We start from the raw sequence: 16,858 nt of genomic DNA on the forward strand, positions 1-16,858 counted from the left end.
GGGATTCGTGGGTTAGACTGGGTGCATGAAGAACGTCACCATCACCGTCGAGGACGAGGCCCTGGAGTGGGCTCGTATCGAGGCGGCCAAGCGCAATACCAGCGTGTCGCGGCTGGTGGGCGAGTTGCTGGCCGATCGCATGCGCCAAGAAGATGCCTACGAGCTGGCTATGCGCGAGGCGCTGAACTTCCCGTCCTGGGGTAAATCGGAAGGCCCCTACCTGACCCGCGACGAACTCTATGACCGCGCTCGTTTTCGTTGACACCAACGTCCTGCTCTACACCCATGACGAGCGGGACCTGGACAAGCAGGCCCGTGCCCGTGAGTGGGTGGGCTGGTGCTGGCGCCAACGTGCCGGCCGTATCAGCACCCAAGTGCTCAATGAGTTCTACAACAACGCGATCACCAAGTTTCGCAAGTCGGTCACCTTGCAGGAGGCGCGCCACCAAGTGACCCGCCTGCGGCTGTGGCAGCCGCCCCACTTGGATGTCTATACCGTCGATGGCGCCTGGGCCTTGCAAGACCGCTACCCCCTGAGTTATTGGGATGCGCTGATCGTTTCCTCGGCTCACCAGCAAGGCTGTGCCTGCCTGCTTTCCGAGGATCTTCAGCACGGCCAACTGCTTGACGCTGTGCGTGTGGTGAACCCCTTTCAGGCCTTGCCCGCCGATCTCCCCGCCCTGACATGAGCCAGCCCTTGCCCCCTCCGATCGACCCCCGCATCGCCCGCCTGATCCGCCTCGACGTACAGTCCATGCACGCCTACGTGGTGCAGGACGCCGCCGGCTTCGTCAAGCTCGACGCCATGGAGAACCCCTACCGGCTCTCTCCCGAGCTCCAGGCCCAGTTGGGTGAGCGCCTGGGCCAGGTGGCGATCAACCGCTACCCGGGTCCGCGCATCGACGAACTCAAGGCCGCCTTGGCTGCCCACGCCGGGCTTCCCGCCGGCTGCAGCCTGATCCTGGGCAATGGGTCAGACGAGCTCATCTCCCTGCTGGCCCTGGCCTGCGCCCGGCCCGGCGCCACCGTCCTCGCGCCGCTGCCTGGCTTCGTGATGTACGCGATGAGCGCACAACTGCAGGGCCTGCGGTTTGTCGGCGTCGACCTCACCGCGGATTTCGCGCTTGACCTGCCGGCCATGCTGGCCGCCATCGAGCAGCACCAGCCGGCCATCATCTACCTGGCCTATCCGAACAACCCGACGGCCAATCTGTGGGACGTCGCCGCCATGGACGCCATCGTCGCCGCCGCGCCAGGCCTGGTGGTGATTGACGAGGCCTACCAGCCCTTTGCTAGCCGCAACTACCTGGGCGGCCTGGCCGCCCATCCCCATGTGGTTTTGATGCGGACTCTGAGCAAATTTGGGCTGGCCGGCATCCGTCTGGGCTACATGATGGGTGCCAGCGCCCTCATCGCCGAGATCGACAAGGTGCGCCCGCCCTACAACGTGAGCGTGCTTAATGCCGAGGCGGCGCTCTTCGCCCTCGAGCATGCCGACGTCTACGAGGCCCAGGCCCGCGAGCTGCGCGAAGAGCGGCAGATGCTGCTGGAGCGCCTGGCGCAGATGCCAGGGGTCCTGCCCTTCCCGAGCGACGCCAACATGATCTTGGTACGGGTGCCCGATGCCAAGGCTGTTTTCGAAGGTATGAAGCGCCGAGGGGTACTGATCAAGAACATTTCTACAATGCACCCCTTGCTGGCCCAGTGCCTGCGCCTGACTGTCGGCAACCCCGAAGAGAACGTGCGTATGCTCGCCGCCTTGCAGGCCTCACTATGACCACCACTTCCGCCCCTACGGCCACGACGCCGGCCGCCCGCACCGCCGAAGTCTCGCGCAATACCGCCGAGACCAAGATCCGCGTGCGCGTCAACCTGGACGGCACCGGCCAGGCCAAGCTGTCCACCGGCATCGGCTTTTTCGACCACATGCTCGAGCAGATCGCCCGCCACGGCATGATCGACCTTGAAATTGAGGCCCAGGGCGACCTGCACATCGACGGCCACCACACGGTCGAAGACGTGGGCATCACCCTTGGTCAGGCTTTCGCGAAGGCGATGGGCGACAAAAAAGGCATTCGCCGTTACGGCCATGCCTATGTGCCGCTGGACGAGGCGCTCTCTCGCGTGGTGGTCGACTTCTCTGGCCGCCCGGGCCTGGAGATGCATGTCCCCTTCAAGAGCGGAATGATCGGCGCCTTCGACACGCAGTTGGCCTTTGAGTTCTTTCAGGGTTTTGTGAACCACGCCTTCGTCACCCTGCACATCGACAACCTGCGCGGTGAGAACGCCCATCACCAGTGCGAAACCGTCTTCAAGGCCTTCGCCCGCGCCCTGCGCGCCGCGGTGGAGGCAGACCCGCGCGCGGCCGGCATCATTCCCTCCACCAAGGGCTCGCTCTAAGCCGCCCCTGCGGCAGATGGCGCGAGCGGTGAGCGGACAGGCAAAGAACGAATGAAAACCGTCGCCGTCGTTGACTACGGCATGGGTAACCTGCGCTCTGTCACCCAGGCTGTTATGCATGTGGCCTCGGGCAGCGGGGTAGAGGTTGTCTGGGCTCGCCGCCCCGAGGAGGTGCTCGCTGCCGACCGGGTGGTGCTGCCTGGCCAAGGCGCGATGCGCGACTGCATGCGCGAACTGCACGCCAGCGGCATGCATGCGGCAGTGCTGCATGCCGCAGCGCACAAGCCGCTCATGGGTGTCTGCGTCGGTATGCAAATGCTGCTCGATCGCTCCGAAGAGGGCCCGACCGAATCCCTGGGCCTGATCCCGGGCGAGGTGGTGCGCTTCCAGCTGGCCGGTCGGCACCAGGCCGACGGCAGCCGTTTCAAGGTGCCCCAGATTGGGTGGAACCAGGTGCGCCAGAGCCGCCCCCACCCGGTCTGGGCGGGGGTGGAAGACGGCAGCTGGTTCTATTTCGTCCACAGCTACTACGCCCGAACGTCGGATGCCCGCCACAGCGTAGGGGAGGCCGACTACGGTGGCGGCTTTACGGCAGCGGTTGCCCGGGATAATATTTTCGCTACCCAGTTCCACCCTGAAAAAAGTGCGCAGGCCGGCCTCGCTCTGTACCGCAACTTCTTGCTCTGGAATCCCTGATTTCCCAGCGCCCTGCGATCCGCCGCACCCGCCCACCTTTTGAGCCCGTCGCACCGTTTCATCCACCCCCGCCGCCGTTTCACATGCTCCTGATCCCCGCCATCGACCTGAAAGACGGTCAATGCGTGCGCCTCAAGCAAGGCGACATGGACCAATCCACCGTCTTCAGCGAGGACCCGGCCGCCATGGCCAAGTCTTGGCTAGACAAGGGCGCCCGTCGGCTGCACCTGGTTGATTTGAACGGCGCCTTCGCCGGCAAGCCGCAGAACTTTGCGGCCATCAAGACCATCCTCAAAGCGGTGGGAGATGACATTCCGGTGCAGCTCGGGGGCGGCATCCGCGACCTCGACACCATCGAGAAATACATCGACGGCGGTTTGCGCTACGTCATCATCGGCACCGCTGCGGTCAAGAACCCGGGTTTCCTCAAGGATGCTTGCACCGCCTTTGGCGGGCACATCATCGTCGGCCTCGACGCCAAGGACGGCAAGGTCGCAACGGACGGCTGGAGCAAGCTCACCGGCCACGAGGTGGTCGACCTGGCCAAGAAATTCGAGGACTGGGGCGTCGAGTCCATCATCTACACCGACATCGGCCGCGACGGCATGCTCTCGGGCGTCAATGTTGAGGCCACCGTCAAGCTGGCCCAGGCGCTCACCATTCCGGTCATCGCCTCTGGCGGCCTGGCCGGCATGGCCGACATCGAGGCCCTGTGCGCGGTGCAAGACGAAGGCATCGAGGGCGTCATCTGCGGCCGAGCGATCTACTCCGGCGACCTCGACTTCGCCCAGGGCCAGGCCCGCGCCGACGAGCTGGCCGGCTGACCCTCCCGCATTTGATCCCGCCCACCGGCCGCCTGGCCTCCTGAAGGTTCCCGCTTGCTTGCCAAACGCATCATCCCTTGCCTCGACGTCACCGGAGGCCGGGTCGTCAAGGGCGTCAACTTCGTCGAGCTGCGTGACGCTGGCGACCCGGTGGAAATCGCTGCCCGCTACAACGAGCAGGGTGCCGACGAACTCACCTTCCTGGACATCACTGCCACCAGCGACGGGCGCGACCTCATCTTGCACATCATCGAGGCGGTGGCTTCGCAGGTCTTCATCCCCCTCACCGTGGGCGGTGGGGTCCGCACCGTCGAAGACGTGCGCCGCCTGCTCAACGCCGGCGCCGACAAGACCAGCTTCAATTCGGCGGCTATTGCCAATCCGCAGGTCATCTCCGACGCCTCGGACCGCTATGGCTCCCAGTGCATCGTGGTGGCCATCGACGCCAAGCGCCGTGTGGGCGACGATCTGGCTGCCCGTGGCGAGGGCTGGGATGTCTACAGCCATGGCGGTCGCAAGAACACCGGCCTTGACGCGGTGCAGTGGGCGTTTGACATGGCCCGCCGCGGCGCGGGTGAAATTCTCCTCACCAGCATGGACCGCGACGGCACCAAGAGCGGCTTCGACCTGGCCCTCACCCGCGCCGTGGCCGACGCGGTGGAGGTGCCGGTCATTGCCTCCGGCGGGGTGGGTAACCTCGAGCATCTGGCCGATGGCGTGCAGCAGGGCGGCGCCGACGCGGTGCTGGCTGCCAGCATCTTTCACTACGGTGAGTACACCGTGGCCCAAGCCAAAGAGGCCATGCGCGCCCGGGGTATCCCGGTGCGGCTCTGAGCCCAGCCCGCAACCGTCTGGCGCGGGGGTGACCGCCCTGGTGATGGCGGCCGCGACGCACGTGGCGCCGCAGGCGGCTGCGGAGGCGGCAAGCGCGTCGCCGCTCCTCGCGCCATCAGCGACAATGCCAGCATGGAGTGGCTGGATCAGATCAAGTGGGATGCGCAAGGCCTCGTGCCCGTCATCGCCCAGGAGGCGACCACCGGCGACGTGCTGATGTTCGCCTGGATGACCCGCGAGGCGCTGGCGCTGACCGCGCGTGAGGGCCGGGCGGTTTATTACAGCCGCTCGCGTCAGCGCCTGTGGTTCAAGGGCGAGGAGTCCGGTCACGTCCAGCAGGTGCACGAGCTGCGCCTGGACTGTGACCGCGATGTGGTGCTGCTCAAGGTCACCCAGACCGGCCATGAGCCTGGCATCGCCTGCCACACCGGCCGCCATAGCTGCTTTTTCCAGGTCCTCAAGGACGGGCAGTGGCAGGCGGTTGACCCGGTCCTCAAAGACCCGGAGAGCATCTACAAGTGAACCCATCTTCCAACGATTCGCTGGCCCGCCTGGCTGCTGTCATCGAGAGCCGAAAGCCGGCCGCCGGGGGCGACCCCGAGAAAAGCTATGTCGCCCGCCTGCTTCACAAGGGGCCCGACGCATTCCTCAAAAAGGTCGGCGAAGAGGCCACTGAGGTGGTCATGGCGGCCAAGGACCTGGCCCATGGCCCGGTCGATGCCGCAGCCAGCCGGGCCGCCCTAGTCGGCGAAGTGGCCGACCTCTGGTTCCACACCATGATCGCGCTGGCCCATTTCGGGCTGTCGCCGGCCGATGTCGTGGCGGAGCTTGAGCGCCGCGAGGGCCTCTCTGGTCTGGAGGAAAAGGCCCTGCGCAAGGCCCAGGCCCGCGAGGCCGGGCAGACTTAACGCTGGCCAAGACGCGACCCCCTCAAAGCGCCACCCTTCGCACCTTTGACCCCACCGCCTGGGTGGGTGTTCCCGGAGCTCCCTTATGACCCACGACCCAAACTGCCTCTTTTGCAAGATCGTCGCCGGTACGATTCCCTCGCGTAAGGTTTACGAGGACGAGGAGATCTTCGCCTTCCACGACATTCACCCTTGGGCCCCGGTGCACTTCCTCATGATCCCCAAGGCCCACATCCCCTCCATGGCCCAACTCGGGCCTGAGCATGCCAACCTCATGGGCCGGCTGATGACGCTGGCCCCGCGCCTGGCCCTGGAGCAGGGCTGCAACCCCTACCCCCAGGGGGGGTTTCGCATCGTTGCCAATACCGGCGGCGAGGGCGGCCAAGAGGTCCACCACCTGCATATCCATGTGATGGGCGGTCCGCGGCCCTGGCTCAGGGGCTGAGGGCCCGACACGCGCCGCAGGGTCGGCGAGCGCTGCAATCCCCGTCCGCGAGACCGGCCCGGGCGCGCAGGACTAGAATCAGGCTAAGTTCTTTCAGGAGTTTTCCATGGGTTCCTTTTCCATTTGGCACTGGCTGATCGTGCTGGCGATCGTGGTGCTCGTGTTCGGCACCAAGAAGCTGAAGAACATCGGCTCTGACCTCGGCGGCGCAGTCAAAGGCTTCAAAGACGGCGTGCGTGACGGCACCACCCCCGCGGAGCAGGCCCAGCCGGCTGCGCCGGCCGCCCCCGCCCAGCAGGTTTCTGCGTCTGCCACGGTCGACGCCAAGAACGATGGCAAGACCATCGACGTCGAGGCCAAGAGCAAGTCCTGACCTGGCCACCCGGATTCGGCCCGCCTCTCCTGCGGGCCGCCCCTGACGTGCACCCCCGGGCCTCTTCCCCCTTCCCCTCGTGATCGACATCGGCATTTCCAAGATAGCGCTTATCGGCGCGGTGGCGTTGATCGTCATCGGGCCGGACAAGTTGCCGCGCCTCGCCCGCACGATCGGCGCGCTCTTGGGCAAAGCCCAGCGCTATGTTGCCGATGTGAAGGCCGAGGTCAATCGGTCGATTGACCTCGACGAGCTGCGCAAGATGAAGGACTCGGTCGAGACGGCCGCCCGGGACGTGGAGACTGCGGTGCACGAGACCACCTCCGGTATCGAGCGTGACCTCGGAGCCATCGTCGACGAGTCCACCTCCGCCTCAGAGCCCCTGGCCACGCCAGTCCCCGAGTACAAGAACCCCGGCAAAAACTGGCGCCTTAAGCAGGGCGCCATGCCGCAGTGGTACAAAGCCCGCGCCGGTGTGCGCCGGCATGTGCTCTCCGGGGCCGCCCGCGTGGCGCGCTACCGGCCCAAGAAATTCAGCTGATGGCCGCAACTGACAAAGAAGACGAACTGGCCGGTACCGAGCAACCCTTCGTCTCCCACCTGATCGAGCTGCGCGACCGCCTGGTGAAGGCGCTGATCGCAGTCGTTGTCGCCGGCGCCGTGCTGGCGCTGTGGCCGGGACCTGGCCGCCTCTACGACTTCCTGGCCGCCCCCCTGATTGCCACGCTGCCCCAGGGCGCGACGCTCATCGCCACCTCGGTGATCTCGCCCTTTTTGGTGCCACTCAAGATCTTGCTGATGGCGGCCTTCCTGATAGCGCTGCCGGTCGTTCTCTACCAGGTCTGGGCCTTCGTTGCCCCCGGCCTCTACAACCACGAGAAGCGGCTGGTGCTTCCGCTGGTGGTCTCGAGCACCTTGCTGTTCTTCATCGGCGTGGCTTTTTGCTACTACTTCGTCTTCGGCCAGGTGTTCAAGTTCATCCAGAGCTTCGCCCCCAAGAGCATCACTGCTGCGCCTGATATCGAGGCTTACCTGAGCTTCGTGCTGACCATGTTCCTGGCCTTCGGCCTGGCTTTCGAGGTTCCCATCGTGGTGGTAGTCCTGGCTCGCATGGGCGTCGTGACCATCGAGAAGCTCAAGGCCTTTCGCAGCTATTTCATCGTGCTGGCCTTCGTCATCGCCGCGGTGGTGACGCCGCCGGACGTGGTGTCGCAGTTGGCCCTGGCCATTCCGATGTGCATCCTCTACGAGGTGGGCATCGTGGCGGCCAAGTTCTTCATGACCTACACCAAGGCGCCCGAGGAGCCTACCGACGGCGCGGCCGCAGACCAGACGGCTGGCCAGGGCGCGCAGGCCGCGCCCACTCCCGCTGACGGGTCTACAGCCACCGCTGACGGGCCTACGACGCCTGCCGGTCAGTCGCCCAGTGAGGTCACAGTTGCTGGAGAAGCCCCTCCTGGCGCAAGCGGTGACACGCTTGCGGCGACGGGTCCAACCGAACCACCTCGGCCCTGATCCGGGAGGCTTGCTTGGCATCTGGCGCCTGGCCAGGTCTAAGCTTTGCGCGAGCGCCCAGCGCAAGGGTTCCCGGTCCCGGATGTGGGGCGGCTGCCTAGCGCGGCCCCTGCGGCCCCTGCGGCCCCTGTGACCCTTGAGACATAGGCGGCCGAGGCCGCAGGCCTGGCGTGATTTTCAGCGCTAGCTCGTCCGCGCGGCGCTGCACTTTGAACACGGTCTCAACCCCGGGTTTGAGCGCCGCCACTTGGCTCAGCAACTCGGGCACGTTGCCCACCCGCTGGCCGCCGACCTCCTCGATGACGTCGCCGGGCCGAATGCCCGCCTTGGCGGCTGGGCCACTTTGCAGCACGCCGGTAATCAAGACGCCGCGCGCCGCCTGTGCGCGGAAAGTCTCGCGCAGCTCGGGCGTGAGGTCGGCAGGCTCCACCCCGATCCAGCCACGGCGCACGGACCCCTCTTTCACGATGCTCTCCAGGATCTGACGCGCGGTAGCCACGGGAATCGCAAAGCCAATGCCCATGCTGCCGCCTGAGCGGGAGTAAATGGCGGTGTTGATACCCACCAGGTGGCCCTGGATGTCGACTAGCGCGCCGCCGGAGTTGCCAGGGTTGATCGCGGCGTCGGTCTGGATGAAGTTCTCGAAGGTGTTGATCCCCAGCTGGTTGCGGCCCAGGGCGCTGACGATGCCGCTGGTCACCGTCTGACCCACGCCGAAGGGGTTGCCGATCGCCAGCACCTGGTCGCCCACCTGCAGTGCGTCGGAGCTGCCCAGGGTGATCGCTGGCAGCTTGTCCAGGGTGATGCGCAGCACAGCAAGATCGCTCTCCGGGTCGGTGCCGATCACCTTGGCCCGGGCGCTGCGGCTGTCGTTGAGAACCACCTGAATCTCATCGGCGCCCTCCACCACATGGTTGTTGGTGAGGATGTAGCCCTCGGGGCTGATGATCACCCCGCTGCCCAGGGCCGCCTGCGGCTGGTTGCCCTGGTCGCCGAAGAAGAAGCGAAACCAGGGCTCGTTCGCGTGCGGCCCCTGTCCGGCGGCCTTGGATGTGTTGATGCTCACCACCGCCGCAGCGCCCCGCTGGGCCGCCTGCCGGAAGCTCCCCGGGGGTGCGGCGCCGCCAGAGGAGGGCGCCGCCTCCAGCAGGGCCACGCCGGAGCTTCGGCCCAGCCCTGGCGCCTGGCGCAGCCAGTCCGGTTGCAGGGTGGTGACCACGAAATAGGCCGCCAGCAGGACCGTTACCGACTGGGAAAAGAGGAGCCAAAAGCGTCGCATGGCCGGAGAATAACGCCGGTCGATCATCGACAATGCGCCTCGAACGGATTCCCATGGCCACCCTGCAACAACTTATTCAAGCCTGCGACGGCCTGCTCCAGCCCGAGCGCTTCCGCGATTACGGCCCCAACGGCTTGCAAGTCGAGGGGCGCCCGCAGGTGCACAAGCTGGTTTCTGGCGTCACCGCCAGCCTGGACCTGATCGACGCAGCGATCGCAGCCGGCGCCGACGCGGTTCTGGTGCACCATGGCTTGTTCTGGCGCGGCCAGGACGGCCGGGTCACCGGCTGGATGCGCCAGCGTCTGGCCCGCCTGCTGGCCCACGACATCAGCGTGCTGGCCTACCACCTCCCTTTGGACGCACACCCGGAGTTGGGCAACAACGCCCAGCTCGGTCGGGTCCTGGGCCTGCTGGCTGACGCCCGATTCGGGGAGCAAGACCTGGGCTTTCTCGGTGGACCGGCCGACGGCCAGGCCTTTGCCGACACTGCGGCCCTCAGGGCCCGTGTGGAGCAGGCGCTGGGGCGTCAGGTCACGGTGGTCGAGGGCCGCAACGCCCAGGGCGCAGCGCCCGCATCCTTGACTCGCATCGCTTGGTGCAGCGGCGGAGCCCAGGGCTACTTTGAGGCCGCCATCGCCGCCGGCGCCCAGGCCTTCCTCACCGGCGAGATTTCCGAGCCTCAGGCCCATTACGCGCGCGAATGCGGCGTGAGCTTCTTGGCCTGCGGCCATCACGCCACCGAGCGCTACGGAGCGCCGGCGGTGGCCGCTCGTGTGGCGCAGGACCTGGGCCTGGCGCACGAGTTCATCGACATCCCGAACCCCGCATGAGCACGCACCTCCCGATCGCGCTGACCATGGGCGACGCCGCTGGCATCGGTGGAGAGGTTCTGGTCAAGGCCTTTGCCACCGAGCCCGCGCTGATGGCCGGCTGCTTTGTCGCTGGCGACCTGGCGCACCTGCGCCGGGCTGCCGCCGCTGTGGCGGCGACCGGTGTCGGGCCGGCCCCGGGCATGGCACTGCCGGTGGCCCTGATCGAGGGGCCCGAGCAGGCCCACGCGGTGCCCGCAGGCTGTCTGCCTGTCGTTCAGGTCGGCGCGCCGTCGGCCACCCTGGTCCCCTGGGGCCAGGTGGACGCCCAGGCCGGTCGCATGGCAGCCGAGTCTGTCATCTGGGCCGCTCGGCAGGCGCTGCGCGGCGAGGTGGCGGCGGTGGTCACCGCGCCCCTGCACAAGGAGGCGCTGGCGGCTGCAGGCGTGGCCTTTCCGGGACACACCGAGCTGCTGCAGGCCGAGGCCGCCGCGCACCTGGGCCGGTCGATCGCCGAGGTGCCGGTGCGGATGATGCTGGCCAGCCCCGCCCTGCGCGTCGTGCTCGTGAGCATCCATGTCTCCCTGCGTCAGGCCATCGAGGCGGTGACGTTCGAAAACGTGCTGCAAACCCTGCGCATCACCCACGCCGCCCTGTCCCGGGCCCTCGGCCATCCCCCGCGCATCGCGGTGGCGGGCCTCAACCCCCATGCCGGGGAGGGCGGCCTGTTCGGCCGCGAGGAGATCGATTTCATTGCACCGGCGGTTACAGCAGCGCGCGCCGAGGGCATGCAGGTCGAGGGGCCTAGGGCGCCCGACACCATTTTCATGCGCGCCCGCCACGCGCCAGACCACCCCGGCGAGTTCGATGTCGTCGTGGCGATGTACCACGACCAGGGACTCATCCCGGTGAAGTACCTGGGCCTCGATGAGGGTGTCAACGTGACCCTGGGCCTGCCCCTGGTGCGTACCAGTCCCGACCACGGTACTGCTTTCGATATCGCCGGCAGCGGCCGTGCCGACCCCGCCAGCTTGCTGGCGGCGGTGCGAAGCGCACGCAGCCTCGTGCTTTGAATCCTTCCGTACCACCCGGTCTGGCGCCCGCTGTCTCCACACATCGAGGCGGGCTGAAATGGTTCGCTACAATCGCGGGTTGTCCCTAATCCAAGCATCTTCCGTCGAGGACCCCCATGAGTAGCACCCCAGTGGACGCCAGCAAACGGACGTGGTTGATCGCGTCTGGCTGTGCCGGCGCAGTGGGCGGCGCGTTCGTCGCCGTTCCCTTCGTGAGCAGCTTCCAGCCTTCCGAGCGCGCCAAGGCCGCAGGCGCTGCCGTGGAGGTCGACATCTCCGCCCTCCAGCCCGGCGAAAAAGTCACTGTCGAGTGGCGAGGCAAGCCGGTCTGGATCATGAAGCGCACGCCGGAACAATTGGCCGCCCTGCCCAAGTTCGATGGTCAGCTGGCCGACCCCAAGTCCGATCGCACCGCGTACCCCACTCCGGACTACGCCAAGAACACCCACCGTTCGATCAAGCCCGAAATTTTTGTGGGTGTGGGCATCTGCTCCCACCTGGGCTGCTCGCCCAGCGACAAGTTTCAGGCGGGGCCGCAGCCTTCGCTGCCCGATGACTGGCAAGGCGGCTTCCTCTGCCCCTGCCACGGTTCCACCTTCGACCTGGCCGGCCGCGTGTTCAAGAACAAGCCCGCGCCTGACAACCTCGAGGTGCCGCCGCACATGTATGTGTCCGACACCAAGCTGGTGATCGGCGAAGACAAGAAGGCGTGAGACAGACCATGGCTCAATTCAAGGAAATTTCCCCCAATGCCTCGGCCTCCGAGAAGCTGACCAACTGGTTCGACAACCGCTTCCCGACCGCCTTTGCCGCGTACCGCGACCACCTGTCCGAGTACTACGCACCGAAGAACTTCAACTTCTGGTACTTCTTCGGCTCGCTGGCGCTCCTGGTGCTGGTGATCCAGATCGTCACCGGCATCTTTCTGGTGATGAACTACAAACCCGACGCGAACACTGCCTTCGCTTCGGTCGAGTACATCATGCGTGATGTGCCCTGGGGCTGGCTGATCCGCTACATGCATTCCACCGGCGCCTCGGCCTTTTTCGTCGTGGTCTACCTGCACATGTTCCGCGGCCTGATCTACGGCAGCTACAGAAAGCCCAGGGAGCTGGTCTGGATCTTCGGCTGCGCGATCTTCCTGTGCCTGATGGCTGAGGCCTTCATGGGCTACCTGCTCCCCTGGGGGCAAATGTCTTACTGGGGTGCGCAGGTGATCGTGAACCTGTTCGCCGCCATTCCCTTCATCGGCCCTGACCTGGCGCTGCTTATTCGCGGCGACTACGTGGTGTCCGACGCTACCCTGAACCGCTTCTTCAGCTTCCACGTGATCGCGGTGCCCCTGGTTCTGCTGGGCCTGGTGGTGGCGCACATCCTGGCGCTGCATGACGTCGGCTCGAACAACCCGGATGGCGTCGAGATCAAGGGCCCCAACGCCCCCAAGGATGCCAACGGAAAGCCCCTTGACGGCATTCCCTTCCATCCGTACTACACCGTTCACGACATCTTGGGCGTGTCTGTCTTCCTGTTGGTGTTCTCCGCCATCGTGTTCTTTGCGCCTGAATTCGGCGGCTACTTCCTGGAGTACAACAACTTCATCCCAGCCGACCCGCTCAAAACCCCGGCGCACATCGCCCCGGTGTGGTACTTCACGCCGTATTACTCAATGCTGCGCGCCATTACCTCCGAGATGGTCTACGTGCTGGTGCTGTGCGTGGTAGCAGCCGCTGCCCTGGTGTCACTGCGCTCCAAGCTGCCCACCTTCATCAAGGGCGGTATCGTGATCGGCGCCGTGGTCGGCATCGCCCTGCTGCTGGGTATTGATGCCAAGTTCTGGGGTGTGGTCGTGATGGGTGGCGCCGTGATCATCATGTTCTTCCTGCCCTGGCTCGATCACAGCCCGGTGCGCTCCATCCGCTACCGCCCGAGCTGGCACAAATACGTCTACGGCGTGTTCGTCGTCAACTTCTTCGTTCTGGGCTATCTTGGCGTGCAGCCGCCCTCGCCGATCGGTGAGCGCGTCTCGCAGGTGGGCACCTTGTTCTATTTCGGCTTCTTCCTGCTGATGCCGTGGTGGAGCCGCCTGGGTGAGCCCAAACCGGTGCCCGAGCGCATCACCTTCGCGCCCCACTGAAGTCAAGGCAGGGACCATTCCATGAAAAAGACCCTCTCTTCCCTGTTCCTGGCGCTGGTCACGGCCCTGAGCTTGGGGCTCGCCGGCACGGCAGCCCATGCGGCGGGCGGCGACACCATCGCCTGGGACAAGGCACCCAACAAGGTCAACGACCTGCCCGCCCTGCAAGAAGGCGCGAAGCTGTTTGTCAACTACTGCCTGAACTGCCACTCTGCTGCCTACATGCGCTACAACCGCCTGCAGGACATCGGCCTGACCGAGCAGCAGATCAAGGACAACCTGCTGTTCGCCACCGACAAGATCGGTGACACGATGAAGTCCAACATCGACCCGAAGCAGGCCAAGGAGTGGTTTGGTGGCCTGCCGCCTGACCTGACCCTCGTCGCCCGTTCGCGCGCTGGCCACGGCGGCACTGGCGCAGATTACCTGTACACCTACCTGCGTACCTACTACCGTGACCCGACCAAGGCCACCGGCTGGAACAACCTGGCCTTCCCGAATGTCGGCATGCCGCATGTGCTCTACCAACTGCAGGGCGAGCGTGAGCCAATCTACGAAACCGTGAAGGCTCACGGCCAGGACACCCAAGTCTTCAAGGGCTGGAAGCAGATCACCCCCGGCACGATGACGCCCCTGCAGTACGACCAGGCGATGGCCAATCTGGTGGGCTACATGCAGTGGATGGCGGAGCCTGCGCAGAACACCCGCGTACGGGTGGGTGTTTGGGTCCTGCTGTTTTTGGCGGTATTCACTGTTTTTGCCTGGCGCCTCAACGCCGCTTTCTGGAAGAATGTCCGCTGACGCGGCGTGCTGAATGGACAAGGCCGCTCACGCGGTGTCCTGAAGTACACCGGGGTTTGGGCGCATAACGCGCCCGAACCCAGCGAATCCCCCTGGAGTGGGCCGCCTCGCGGGCCCGCTCCTTTTTGATTTAAGGAGCCACCGACATGATGGTGCTGTACTCGGGCACAACCTGCCCTTTCTCCCACCGCTGCCGCTTTGTCCTGTTCGAAAAAGGCATGGACTTCGAGATCCGCGACGTGGATCTGTACAACAAGCCCGAAGACATCAGCGTGATGAATCCCTACGGCCAGGTGCCTATCCTGGTCGAGCGTGACCTCATCTTGTATGAGTCCAACATCATCAACGAGTACATCGACGAGCGCTTCCCGCATCCGCAGCTGATGCCCGGTGACCCGGTCGACCGTGCCCGGGTGCGCCTGTTCCTGCTGAACTTCGAAAAAGAACTGTTCGTTCACGTGAGCACGCTGGAGTCACGCGCTGCCAAGGGCAATGAGAAGGCGCTGGAGAAGGCCCGCGCGCACATTCGCGACCGCCTGACCCAACTCGCGCCGGTGTTCCTGAAGAACAAGTACATGCTCGGCGACAACTTCTCCATGCTCGACGTGGCCATTGCCCCTCTGCTGTGGCGCATGGACTATTACGGCATTGAGCTGTCCAAGAACGCATCGCCCTTGCTCAAGTACGCCGAGCGCATCTTCTCCCGTCCGGCTTACATCGAGGCGCTCACGCCCTCGGAGAAGGTGATGCGCAAGTAAGCGGTCTTTCCGCACGCCTTGCGCTCGCCCGGCCACGTTGCGATCTGCCGCATGAACGCCATCGAGTCCACCTCCACGCGCCCGTACCTCATTCGTGCGCTGTACGACTGGTGCACGGACAACGGTCTCACCCCCTATGTGGCGGTGGCGGTGGATGACAGCGTGCAGGTGCCGCGTGACTATGTGAAGAACGGCGAGATCGTTCTGAACATCAGCTTCGACGCCACCAGCTCGCTCAAGCTGGGCAACGATTTCATTGAGTTCAAGGCGCGCTTTGCGGGCGTTGCCCGCGACATCATGGTGCCGGTGGGCCGGGTTTTGGCCATCTACGCCCGGGAGAACGGCCAGGGCATGGCCTTCCCGGTCGACACCTCGGCCGACAGTCTGCAAGCTGGCGAGGCGGGGGCGGCCGGTGCCGCCGGCGAAGCGAGTGGTGCGGATGGCACGGGCGTGGGTCGCGGCCGCAGCTCCGCGCTGACCCGCGTGCCCGCTGCAGAAGGCGATCGGCCCCAGTTGGTTCCCCTGGATTCGCCCGCATCAGCGCCGGAGTTGGCCGGTGACGAGGAACCGCCGCCGCGTCCTGCTGGCGGTGGACCGCGCCCCGCGCTCAAGCGGGTGAAGTAATGGCATCCGTCCTGGTGGAGGTGTCAGTCCCTTCAACCGCCTCGCTCAGGCCCTAGAATTTCAGAGTCGCCGGTTTAGCTCAGTTGGTAGAGCACCCGCCTTGTAAGCGGAAGGTCGTCAGTTCGATTCCGACAACCGGCACCACACGTCCCCAACCCTGCTGAGTCACTGGCTCAGCAGGGTTGATCTTTTCGGGCGACACTCGTCTCCCACGGTGGTGGATCCCGATCGGCTGATCGATCCCGTACCGGGCAAGAATCAGGCTGGACATTCGATGCACTTCACCCCTCTTCACGGTCGCCCGGCGGCCCAGGCCGCCCGGTCGTTACTGCCCCTGCGCCCTGATCTATTTGCCAAGGGTTTGCTGGCGTTTGCGTTGGGTATCGGGTCAGCCGTCGCTGCGACACCTGCCGCCCCCCCGATGGCCGCCTCCGCGCGGGCCCCTGCGGCCAGTGCCTGCCCCCCCCTGCTCCAGCACAGTTTTCCGCGGCTTCAGGACAACCAGCCCCAGGCCCTGTGCCAGTACAGCGGCAAGGTGGTGCTGGTGGTCAACACCGCCAGCTACTGCGGTTTCACCTCGCAGTTCGAGGGCCTAGAGGCGCTCAACGCCAAGTACGCGGCACGTGGCTTGGTGGTGCTGGGCTTTCCTTCCGGCGACTTCAAGCAGGAAGACGCCGACGCCCGTAAGACGGCCGAGGTCTGCTTCAATACCTACGGGGTGAAGTTCCCCATGTTCACCGACACCCGCGTGCGGGGCAGTCAGGCCCACCCGCTCTTTGCCGAGCTCGCCCGGGCTACGGGCTCGCAGCCGAGTTGGAACTTCAACAAGTACCTGGTGGGTCGTGATGGCCGGCCCATTGCGCACTTTGGCAGCATGACGGCGCCCGACAACCGCAAGTTCACCGCCGCCATCGAGGCCGCGCTCGCAGCGCGTTGAGAGCTGGGCCAGCCGGCCTCAGGTGCCGCGGCTGGTCAAGACCTTCAGCCGGATCGCCTCCACCGCCATCCCGCGTTGACGCAGGTGGGTCTGCAGTGTGGGCAGCATCTGTCGCAGCTTGGCCGCTGCGGCGCTGCTCTTGACCAGCAGGCACCAGTCGCCCCCCTCCAACGGACCGGCCTCCACCTGGCTCGCCAGTGCGCCAGGCAAAAGCGGGCGCACCGCCGCCAGGCGCTGGGTCGAAGCCTCGGCCCTGGCCGCCAGGGTGGCCAGTTGCGGCGAGGCTTCGGCAGCCTGAAGCACGCTCAAGGCCTGGCGCAGGCGGGGGGTTTCGGGATTCATGGTGACCAGCATATCCCGAACCGGCGTGCGCCCATCGTGTCAGGCGCTGCCGAGGGCCCCCACCGGGCTAAAATGCCGTGTTTGTCCGCACTGCCATGCAGGCAGC

22 protein-coding genes, 1 tRNA gene and 1 pseudogene are annotated in these 16,858 nt (G+C 65.7%); 22 read left to right on the forward strand and 2 right to left on the reverse strand.

Going from position 1 to position 16,858, the window contains the following annotated elements:
* Positions 1-25: 25 nt before the first annotated feature.
* The 13 genes and pseudogenes from QE494_RS02460 to tatC form a co-directional block, all read left to right on the forward strand.
* On the forward strand, positions 26-262 hold the full coding sequence (locus tag QE494_RS02460; RefSeq protein ID WP_300041207.1) for a CopG family transcriptional regulator: 237 nt from the start codon (positions 26-28) through the stop codon (positions 260-262).
* Positions 240-689, forward strand: a complete 450-nt coding sequence (locus QE494_RS02465) for a PIN domain-containing protein (RefSeq protein WP_300041209.1) — start codon at positions 240-242, stop codon at positions 687-689. Before QE494_RS02460 ends, QE494_RS02465 begins: the two co-directional genes overlap by 23 nt.
* Positions 686-1,777, forward strand: a complete 1,092-nt coding sequence (gene hisC / locus QE494_RS02470; RefSeq protein WP_300041211.1) for a histidinol-phosphate transaminase — start codon at positions 686-688, stop codon at positions 1,775-1,777. The genes QE494_RS02465 and hisC overlap by 4 nt, the downstream gene beginning before the upstream one ends.
* A complete protein-coding gene (gene hisB / locus QE494_RS02475; protein WP_300041213.1) occupies positions 1,774-2,400 on the forward strand; it encodes an imidazoleglycerol-phosphate dehydratase HisB in 627 nt (208 codons plus the stop codon). Before hisC ends, hisB begins: the two co-directional genes overlap by 4 nt.
* A 51-nt stretch (positions 2,401-2,451) precedes the next feature.
* Positions 2,452-3,096, forward strand: a complete 645-nt coding sequence (gene hisH, locus QE494_RS02480; RefSeq protein ID WP_300041215.1) for an imidazole glycerol phosphate synthase subunit HisH — start codon at positions 2,452-2,454, stop codon at positions 3,094-3,096.
* 83 nt (positions 3,097-3,179) lie between these two features.
* Positions 3,180-3,920, forward strand: a complete 741-nt coding sequence (gene hisA, locus QE494_RS02485; RefSeq protein WP_300041217.1) for a 1-(5-phosphoribosyl)-5-[(5-phosphoribosylamino)methylideneamino]imidazole-4-carboxamide isomerase — start codon at positions 3,180-3,182, stop codon at positions 3,918-3,920.
* Between the two features lie 54 nt (positions 3,921-3,974).
* Positions 3,975-4,754 carry an imidazole glycerol phosphate synthase subunit HisF gene (gene hisF / locus QE494_RS02490; RefSeq protein ID WP_300041219.1) on the forward strand — a complete coding sequence of 260 codons (780 nt, stop codon included), beginning with the start codon at positions 3,975-3,977 and terminating at the stop codon, positions 4,752-4,754.
* Between the two features lie 132 nt (positions 4,755-4,886).
* Positions 4,887-5,276 (forward strand): phosphoribosyl-AMP cyclohydrolase, encoded by a 390-nt coding sequence (hisI, locus tag QE494_RS02495; RefSeq protein WP_300041221.1) that lies wholly within the window; start codon positions 4,887-4,889, stop codon positions 5,274-5,276.
* Positions 5,273-5,662, forward strand: a complete 390-nt coding sequence (locus QE494_RS02500) for a phosphoribosyl-ATP diphosphatase (RefSeq protein ID WP_300041223.1) — start codon at positions 5,273-5,275, stop codon at positions 5,660-5,662. The genes hisI and QE494_RS02500 overlap by 4 nt, the downstream gene beginning before the upstream one ends.
* 85 nt (positions 5,663-5,747) lie before the next feature.
* On the forward strand, positions 5,748-6,107 hold the full coding sequence (locus tag QE494_RS02505) for a histidine triad nucleotide-binding protein (RefSeq protein WP_300041225.1): 360 nt from the start codon (positions 5,748-5,750) through the stop codon (positions 6,105-6,107).
* Positions 6,108-6,213: 106 nt separating this feature from the next.
* On the forward strand, positions 6,214-6,480 hold the full coding sequence (gene tatA / locus QE494_RS02510) for a Sec-independent protein translocase subunit TatA (RefSeq protein ID WP_300041227.1): 267 nt from the start codon (positions 6,214-6,216) through the stop codon (positions 6,478-6,480).
* 79 nt (positions 6,481-6,559) lie between these two features.
* Positions 6,560-7,021: a twin-arginine translocase TatA/TatE family subunit gene (locus QE494_RS02515; protein ID WP_300041229.1), complete on the forward strand. Its 462-nt coding sequence runs from the start codon at positions 6,560-6,562 to the stop codon at positions 7,019-7,021.
* Positions 7,021-7,788 (forward strand): annotated as a pseudogene (gene tatC, locus QE494_RS02520) (twin-arginine translocase subunit TatC); the annotation flags it as partial. The gene QE494_RS02515 and the pseudogene tatC, both read left to right, overlap by 1 nt.
* A 304-nt stretch (positions 7,789-8,092) precedes the next feature.
* Here the strand turns inward: tatC and QE494_RS02525 are convergent.
* Positions 8,093-9,274 (reverse strand): S1C family serine protease, encoded by a 1,182-nt coding sequence (locus tag QE494_RS02525; protein WP_300041231.1) that lies wholly within the window; start codon positions 9,272-9,274, stop codon positions 8,093-8,095.
* Positions 9,275-9,327: 53 nt separating this feature from the next.
* Between QE494_RS02525 and QE494_RS02530 the strand changes: the two genes are divergently transcribed.
* From QE494_RS02530 to QE494_RS02570, 9 genes are all read left to right on the forward strand, one after another.
* Positions 9,328-10,104 (forward strand): Nif3-like dinuclear metal center hexameric protein, encoded by a 777-nt coding sequence (locus QE494_RS02530; protein ID WP_300041233.1) that lies wholly within the window; start codon positions 9,328-9,330, stop codon positions 10,102-10,104.
* Positions 10,101-11,156 carry a 4-hydroxythreonine-4-phosphate dehydrogenase PdxA gene (gene pdxA / locus QE494_RS02535; protein WP_300041235.1) on the forward strand — a complete coding sequence of 352 codons (1,056 nt, stop codon included), beginning with the start codon at positions 10,101-10,103 and terminating at the stop codon, positions 11,154-11,156. The genes QE494_RS02530 and pdxA overlap by 4 nt, the downstream gene beginning before the upstream one ends.
* Before the next feature lie 116 nt (positions 11,157-11,272).
* Positions 11,273-11,869, forward strand: a complete 597-nt coding sequence (petA, locus tag QE494_RS02540) for a ubiquinol-cytochrome c reductase iron-sulfur subunit (protein ID WP_300041237.1) — start codon at positions 11,273-11,275, stop codon at positions 11,867-11,869.
* An 8-nt stretch (positions 11,870-11,877) separates the two neighbouring features.
* Complete coding sequence (locus QE494_RS02545; RefSeq protein WP_300041239.1) at positions 11,878-13,290, forward strand: cytochrome bc complex cytochrome b subunit; 1,413 nt, start codon at positions 11,878-11,880, stop codon at positions 13,288-13,290.
* A gap of 21 nt (positions 13,291-13,311) precedes the next feature.
* The gene (locus QE494_RS02550) at positions 13,312-14,091 is read left to right on the forward strand and encodes a cytochrome c1 (RefSeq protein ID WP_300041241.1); all 780 of its coding nucleotides are present in this window, start codon (positions 13,312-13,314) and stop codon (positions 14,089-14,091) included.
* A gap of 146 nt (positions 14,092-14,237) precedes the next feature.
* On the forward strand, positions 14,238-14,849 hold the full coding sequence (locus QE494_RS02555; RefSeq protein ID WP_300041243.1) for a glutathione S-transferase N-terminal domain-containing protein: 612 nt from the start codon (positions 14,238-14,240) through the stop codon (positions 14,847-14,849).
* 51 nt (positions 14,850-14,900) lie between these two features.
* The gene (locus QE494_RS02560; protein WP_300041246.1) at positions 14,901-15,473 is read left to right on the forward strand and encodes a ClpXP protease specificity-enhancing factor; all 573 of its coding nucleotides are present in this window, start codon (positions 14,901-14,903) and stop codon (positions 15,471-15,473) included.
* Between the two features lie 68 nt (positions 15,474-15,541).
* Positions 15,542-15,617: transfer RNA gene (locus QE494_RS02565), tRNA-Thr, on the forward strand.
* Between the two features lie 277 nt (positions 15,618-15,894).
* Positions 15,895-16,410 (forward strand): glutathione peroxidase, encoded by a 516-nt coding sequence (locus QE494_RS02570; protein ID WP_300041335.1) that lies wholly within the window; start codon positions 15,895-15,897, stop codon positions 16,408-16,410.
* A gap of 18 nt (positions 16,411-16,428) precedes the next feature.
* On the opposite strand, the gene QE494_RS02575 is transcribed toward QE494_RS02570, so the two are convergent.
* A complete protein-coding gene (locus QE494_RS02575) occupies positions 16,429-16,752 on the reverse strand; it encodes a DciA family protein (protein ID WP_300041248.1) in 324 nt (107 codons plus the stop codon).
* Positions 16,753-16,858: the final 106 nt, after the last annotated feature.

The organism is Ramlibacter sp. (genome assembly GCF_029866045.1).
Taxonomy (GTDB): Bacteria; Pseudomonadota; Gammaproteobacteria; order Burkholderiales; family Burkholderiaceae_C; genus Ramlibacter.

Excerpts from the sequence above, each read along its gene's own strand:
- QE494_RS02460 (WP_300041207.1), top strand. The coding sequence starts at position 26 with ATGAAGAACGTCACCATCACCGTCGAGGACGAGGCCCTGGAGTGGGCT.
- QE494_RS02465 (WP_300041209.1), top strand. The coding sequence starts at position 240 with ATGACCGCGCTCGTTTTCGTTGACACCAACGTCCTGCTCTACACCCAT.
- hisC (WP_300041211.1), top strand. The coding sequence starts at position 686 with ATGAGCCAGCCCTTGCCCCCTCCGATCGACCCCCGCATCGCCCGCCTG.
- hisB (WP_300041213.1), top strand. The coding sequence starts at position 1,774 with ATGACCACCACTTCCGCCCCTACGGCCACGACGCCGGCCGCCCGCACC.
- hisH (WP_300041215.1), top strand. The coding sequence starts at position 2,452 with ATGAAAACCGTCGCCGTCGTTGACTACGGCATGGGTAACCTGCGCTCT.
- hisA (WP_300041217.1), top strand. The coding sequence starts at position 3,180 with ATGCTCCTGATCCCCGCCATCGACCTGAAAGACGGTCAATGCGTGCGC.
- hisI (WP_300041221.1), top strand. The coding sequence starts at position 4,887 with ATGGAGTGGCTGGATCAGATCAAGTGGGATGCGCAAGGCCTCGTGCCC.
- QE494_RS02505 (WP_300041225.1), top strand. The coding sequence starts at position 5,748 with ATGACCCACGACCCAAACTGCCTCTTTTGCAAGATCGTCGCCGGTACG.
- tatA (WP_300041227.1), top strand. The coding sequence starts at position 6,214 with ATGGGTTCCTTTTCCATTTGGCACTGGCTGATCGTGCTGGCGATCGTG.
- QE494_RS02525 (WP_300041231.1), bottom strand. The coding sequence starts at position 9,274 with ATGCGACGCTTTTGGCTCCTCTTTTCCCAGTCGGTAACGGTCCTGCTG.
- QE494_RS02530 (WP_300041233.1), top strand. The coding sequence starts at position 9,328 with ATGGCCACCCTGCAACAACTTATTCAAGCCTGCGACGGCCTGCTCCAG.
- pdxA (WP_300041235.1), top strand. The coding sequence starts at position 10,101 with ATGAGCACGCACCTCCCGATCGCGCTGACCATGGGCGACGCCGCTGGC.
- petA (WP_300041237.1), top strand. The coding sequence starts at position 11,273 with ATGAGTAGCACCCCAGTGGACGCCAGCAAACGGACGTGGTTGATCGCG.
- QE494_RS02545 (WP_300041239.1), top strand. The coding sequence starts at position 11,878 with ATGGCTCAATTCAAGGAAATTTCCCCCAATGCCTCGGCCTCCGAGAAG.
- QE494_RS02550 (WP_300041241.1), top strand. The coding sequence starts at position 13,312 with ATGAAAAAGACCCTCTCTTCCCTGTTCCTGGCGCTGGTCACGGCCCTG.
- QE494_RS02555 (WP_300041243.1), top strand. The coding sequence starts at position 14,238 with ATGATGGTGCTGTACTCGGGCACAACCTGCCCTTTCTCCCACCGCTGC.
- QE494_RS02560 (WP_300041246.1), top strand. The coding sequence starts at position 14,901 with ATGAACGCCATCGAGTCCACCTCCACGCGCCCGTACCTCATTCGTGCG.
- QE494_RS02570 (WP_300041335.1), top strand. The coding sequence starts at position 15,895 with ATGGCCGCCTCCGCGCGGGCCCCTGCGGCCAGTGCCTGCCCCCCCCTG.
- QE494_RS02575 (WP_300041248.1), bottom strand. The coding sequence starts at position 16,752 with ATGAATCCCGAAACCCCCCGCCTGCGCCAGGCCTTGAGCGTGCTTCAG.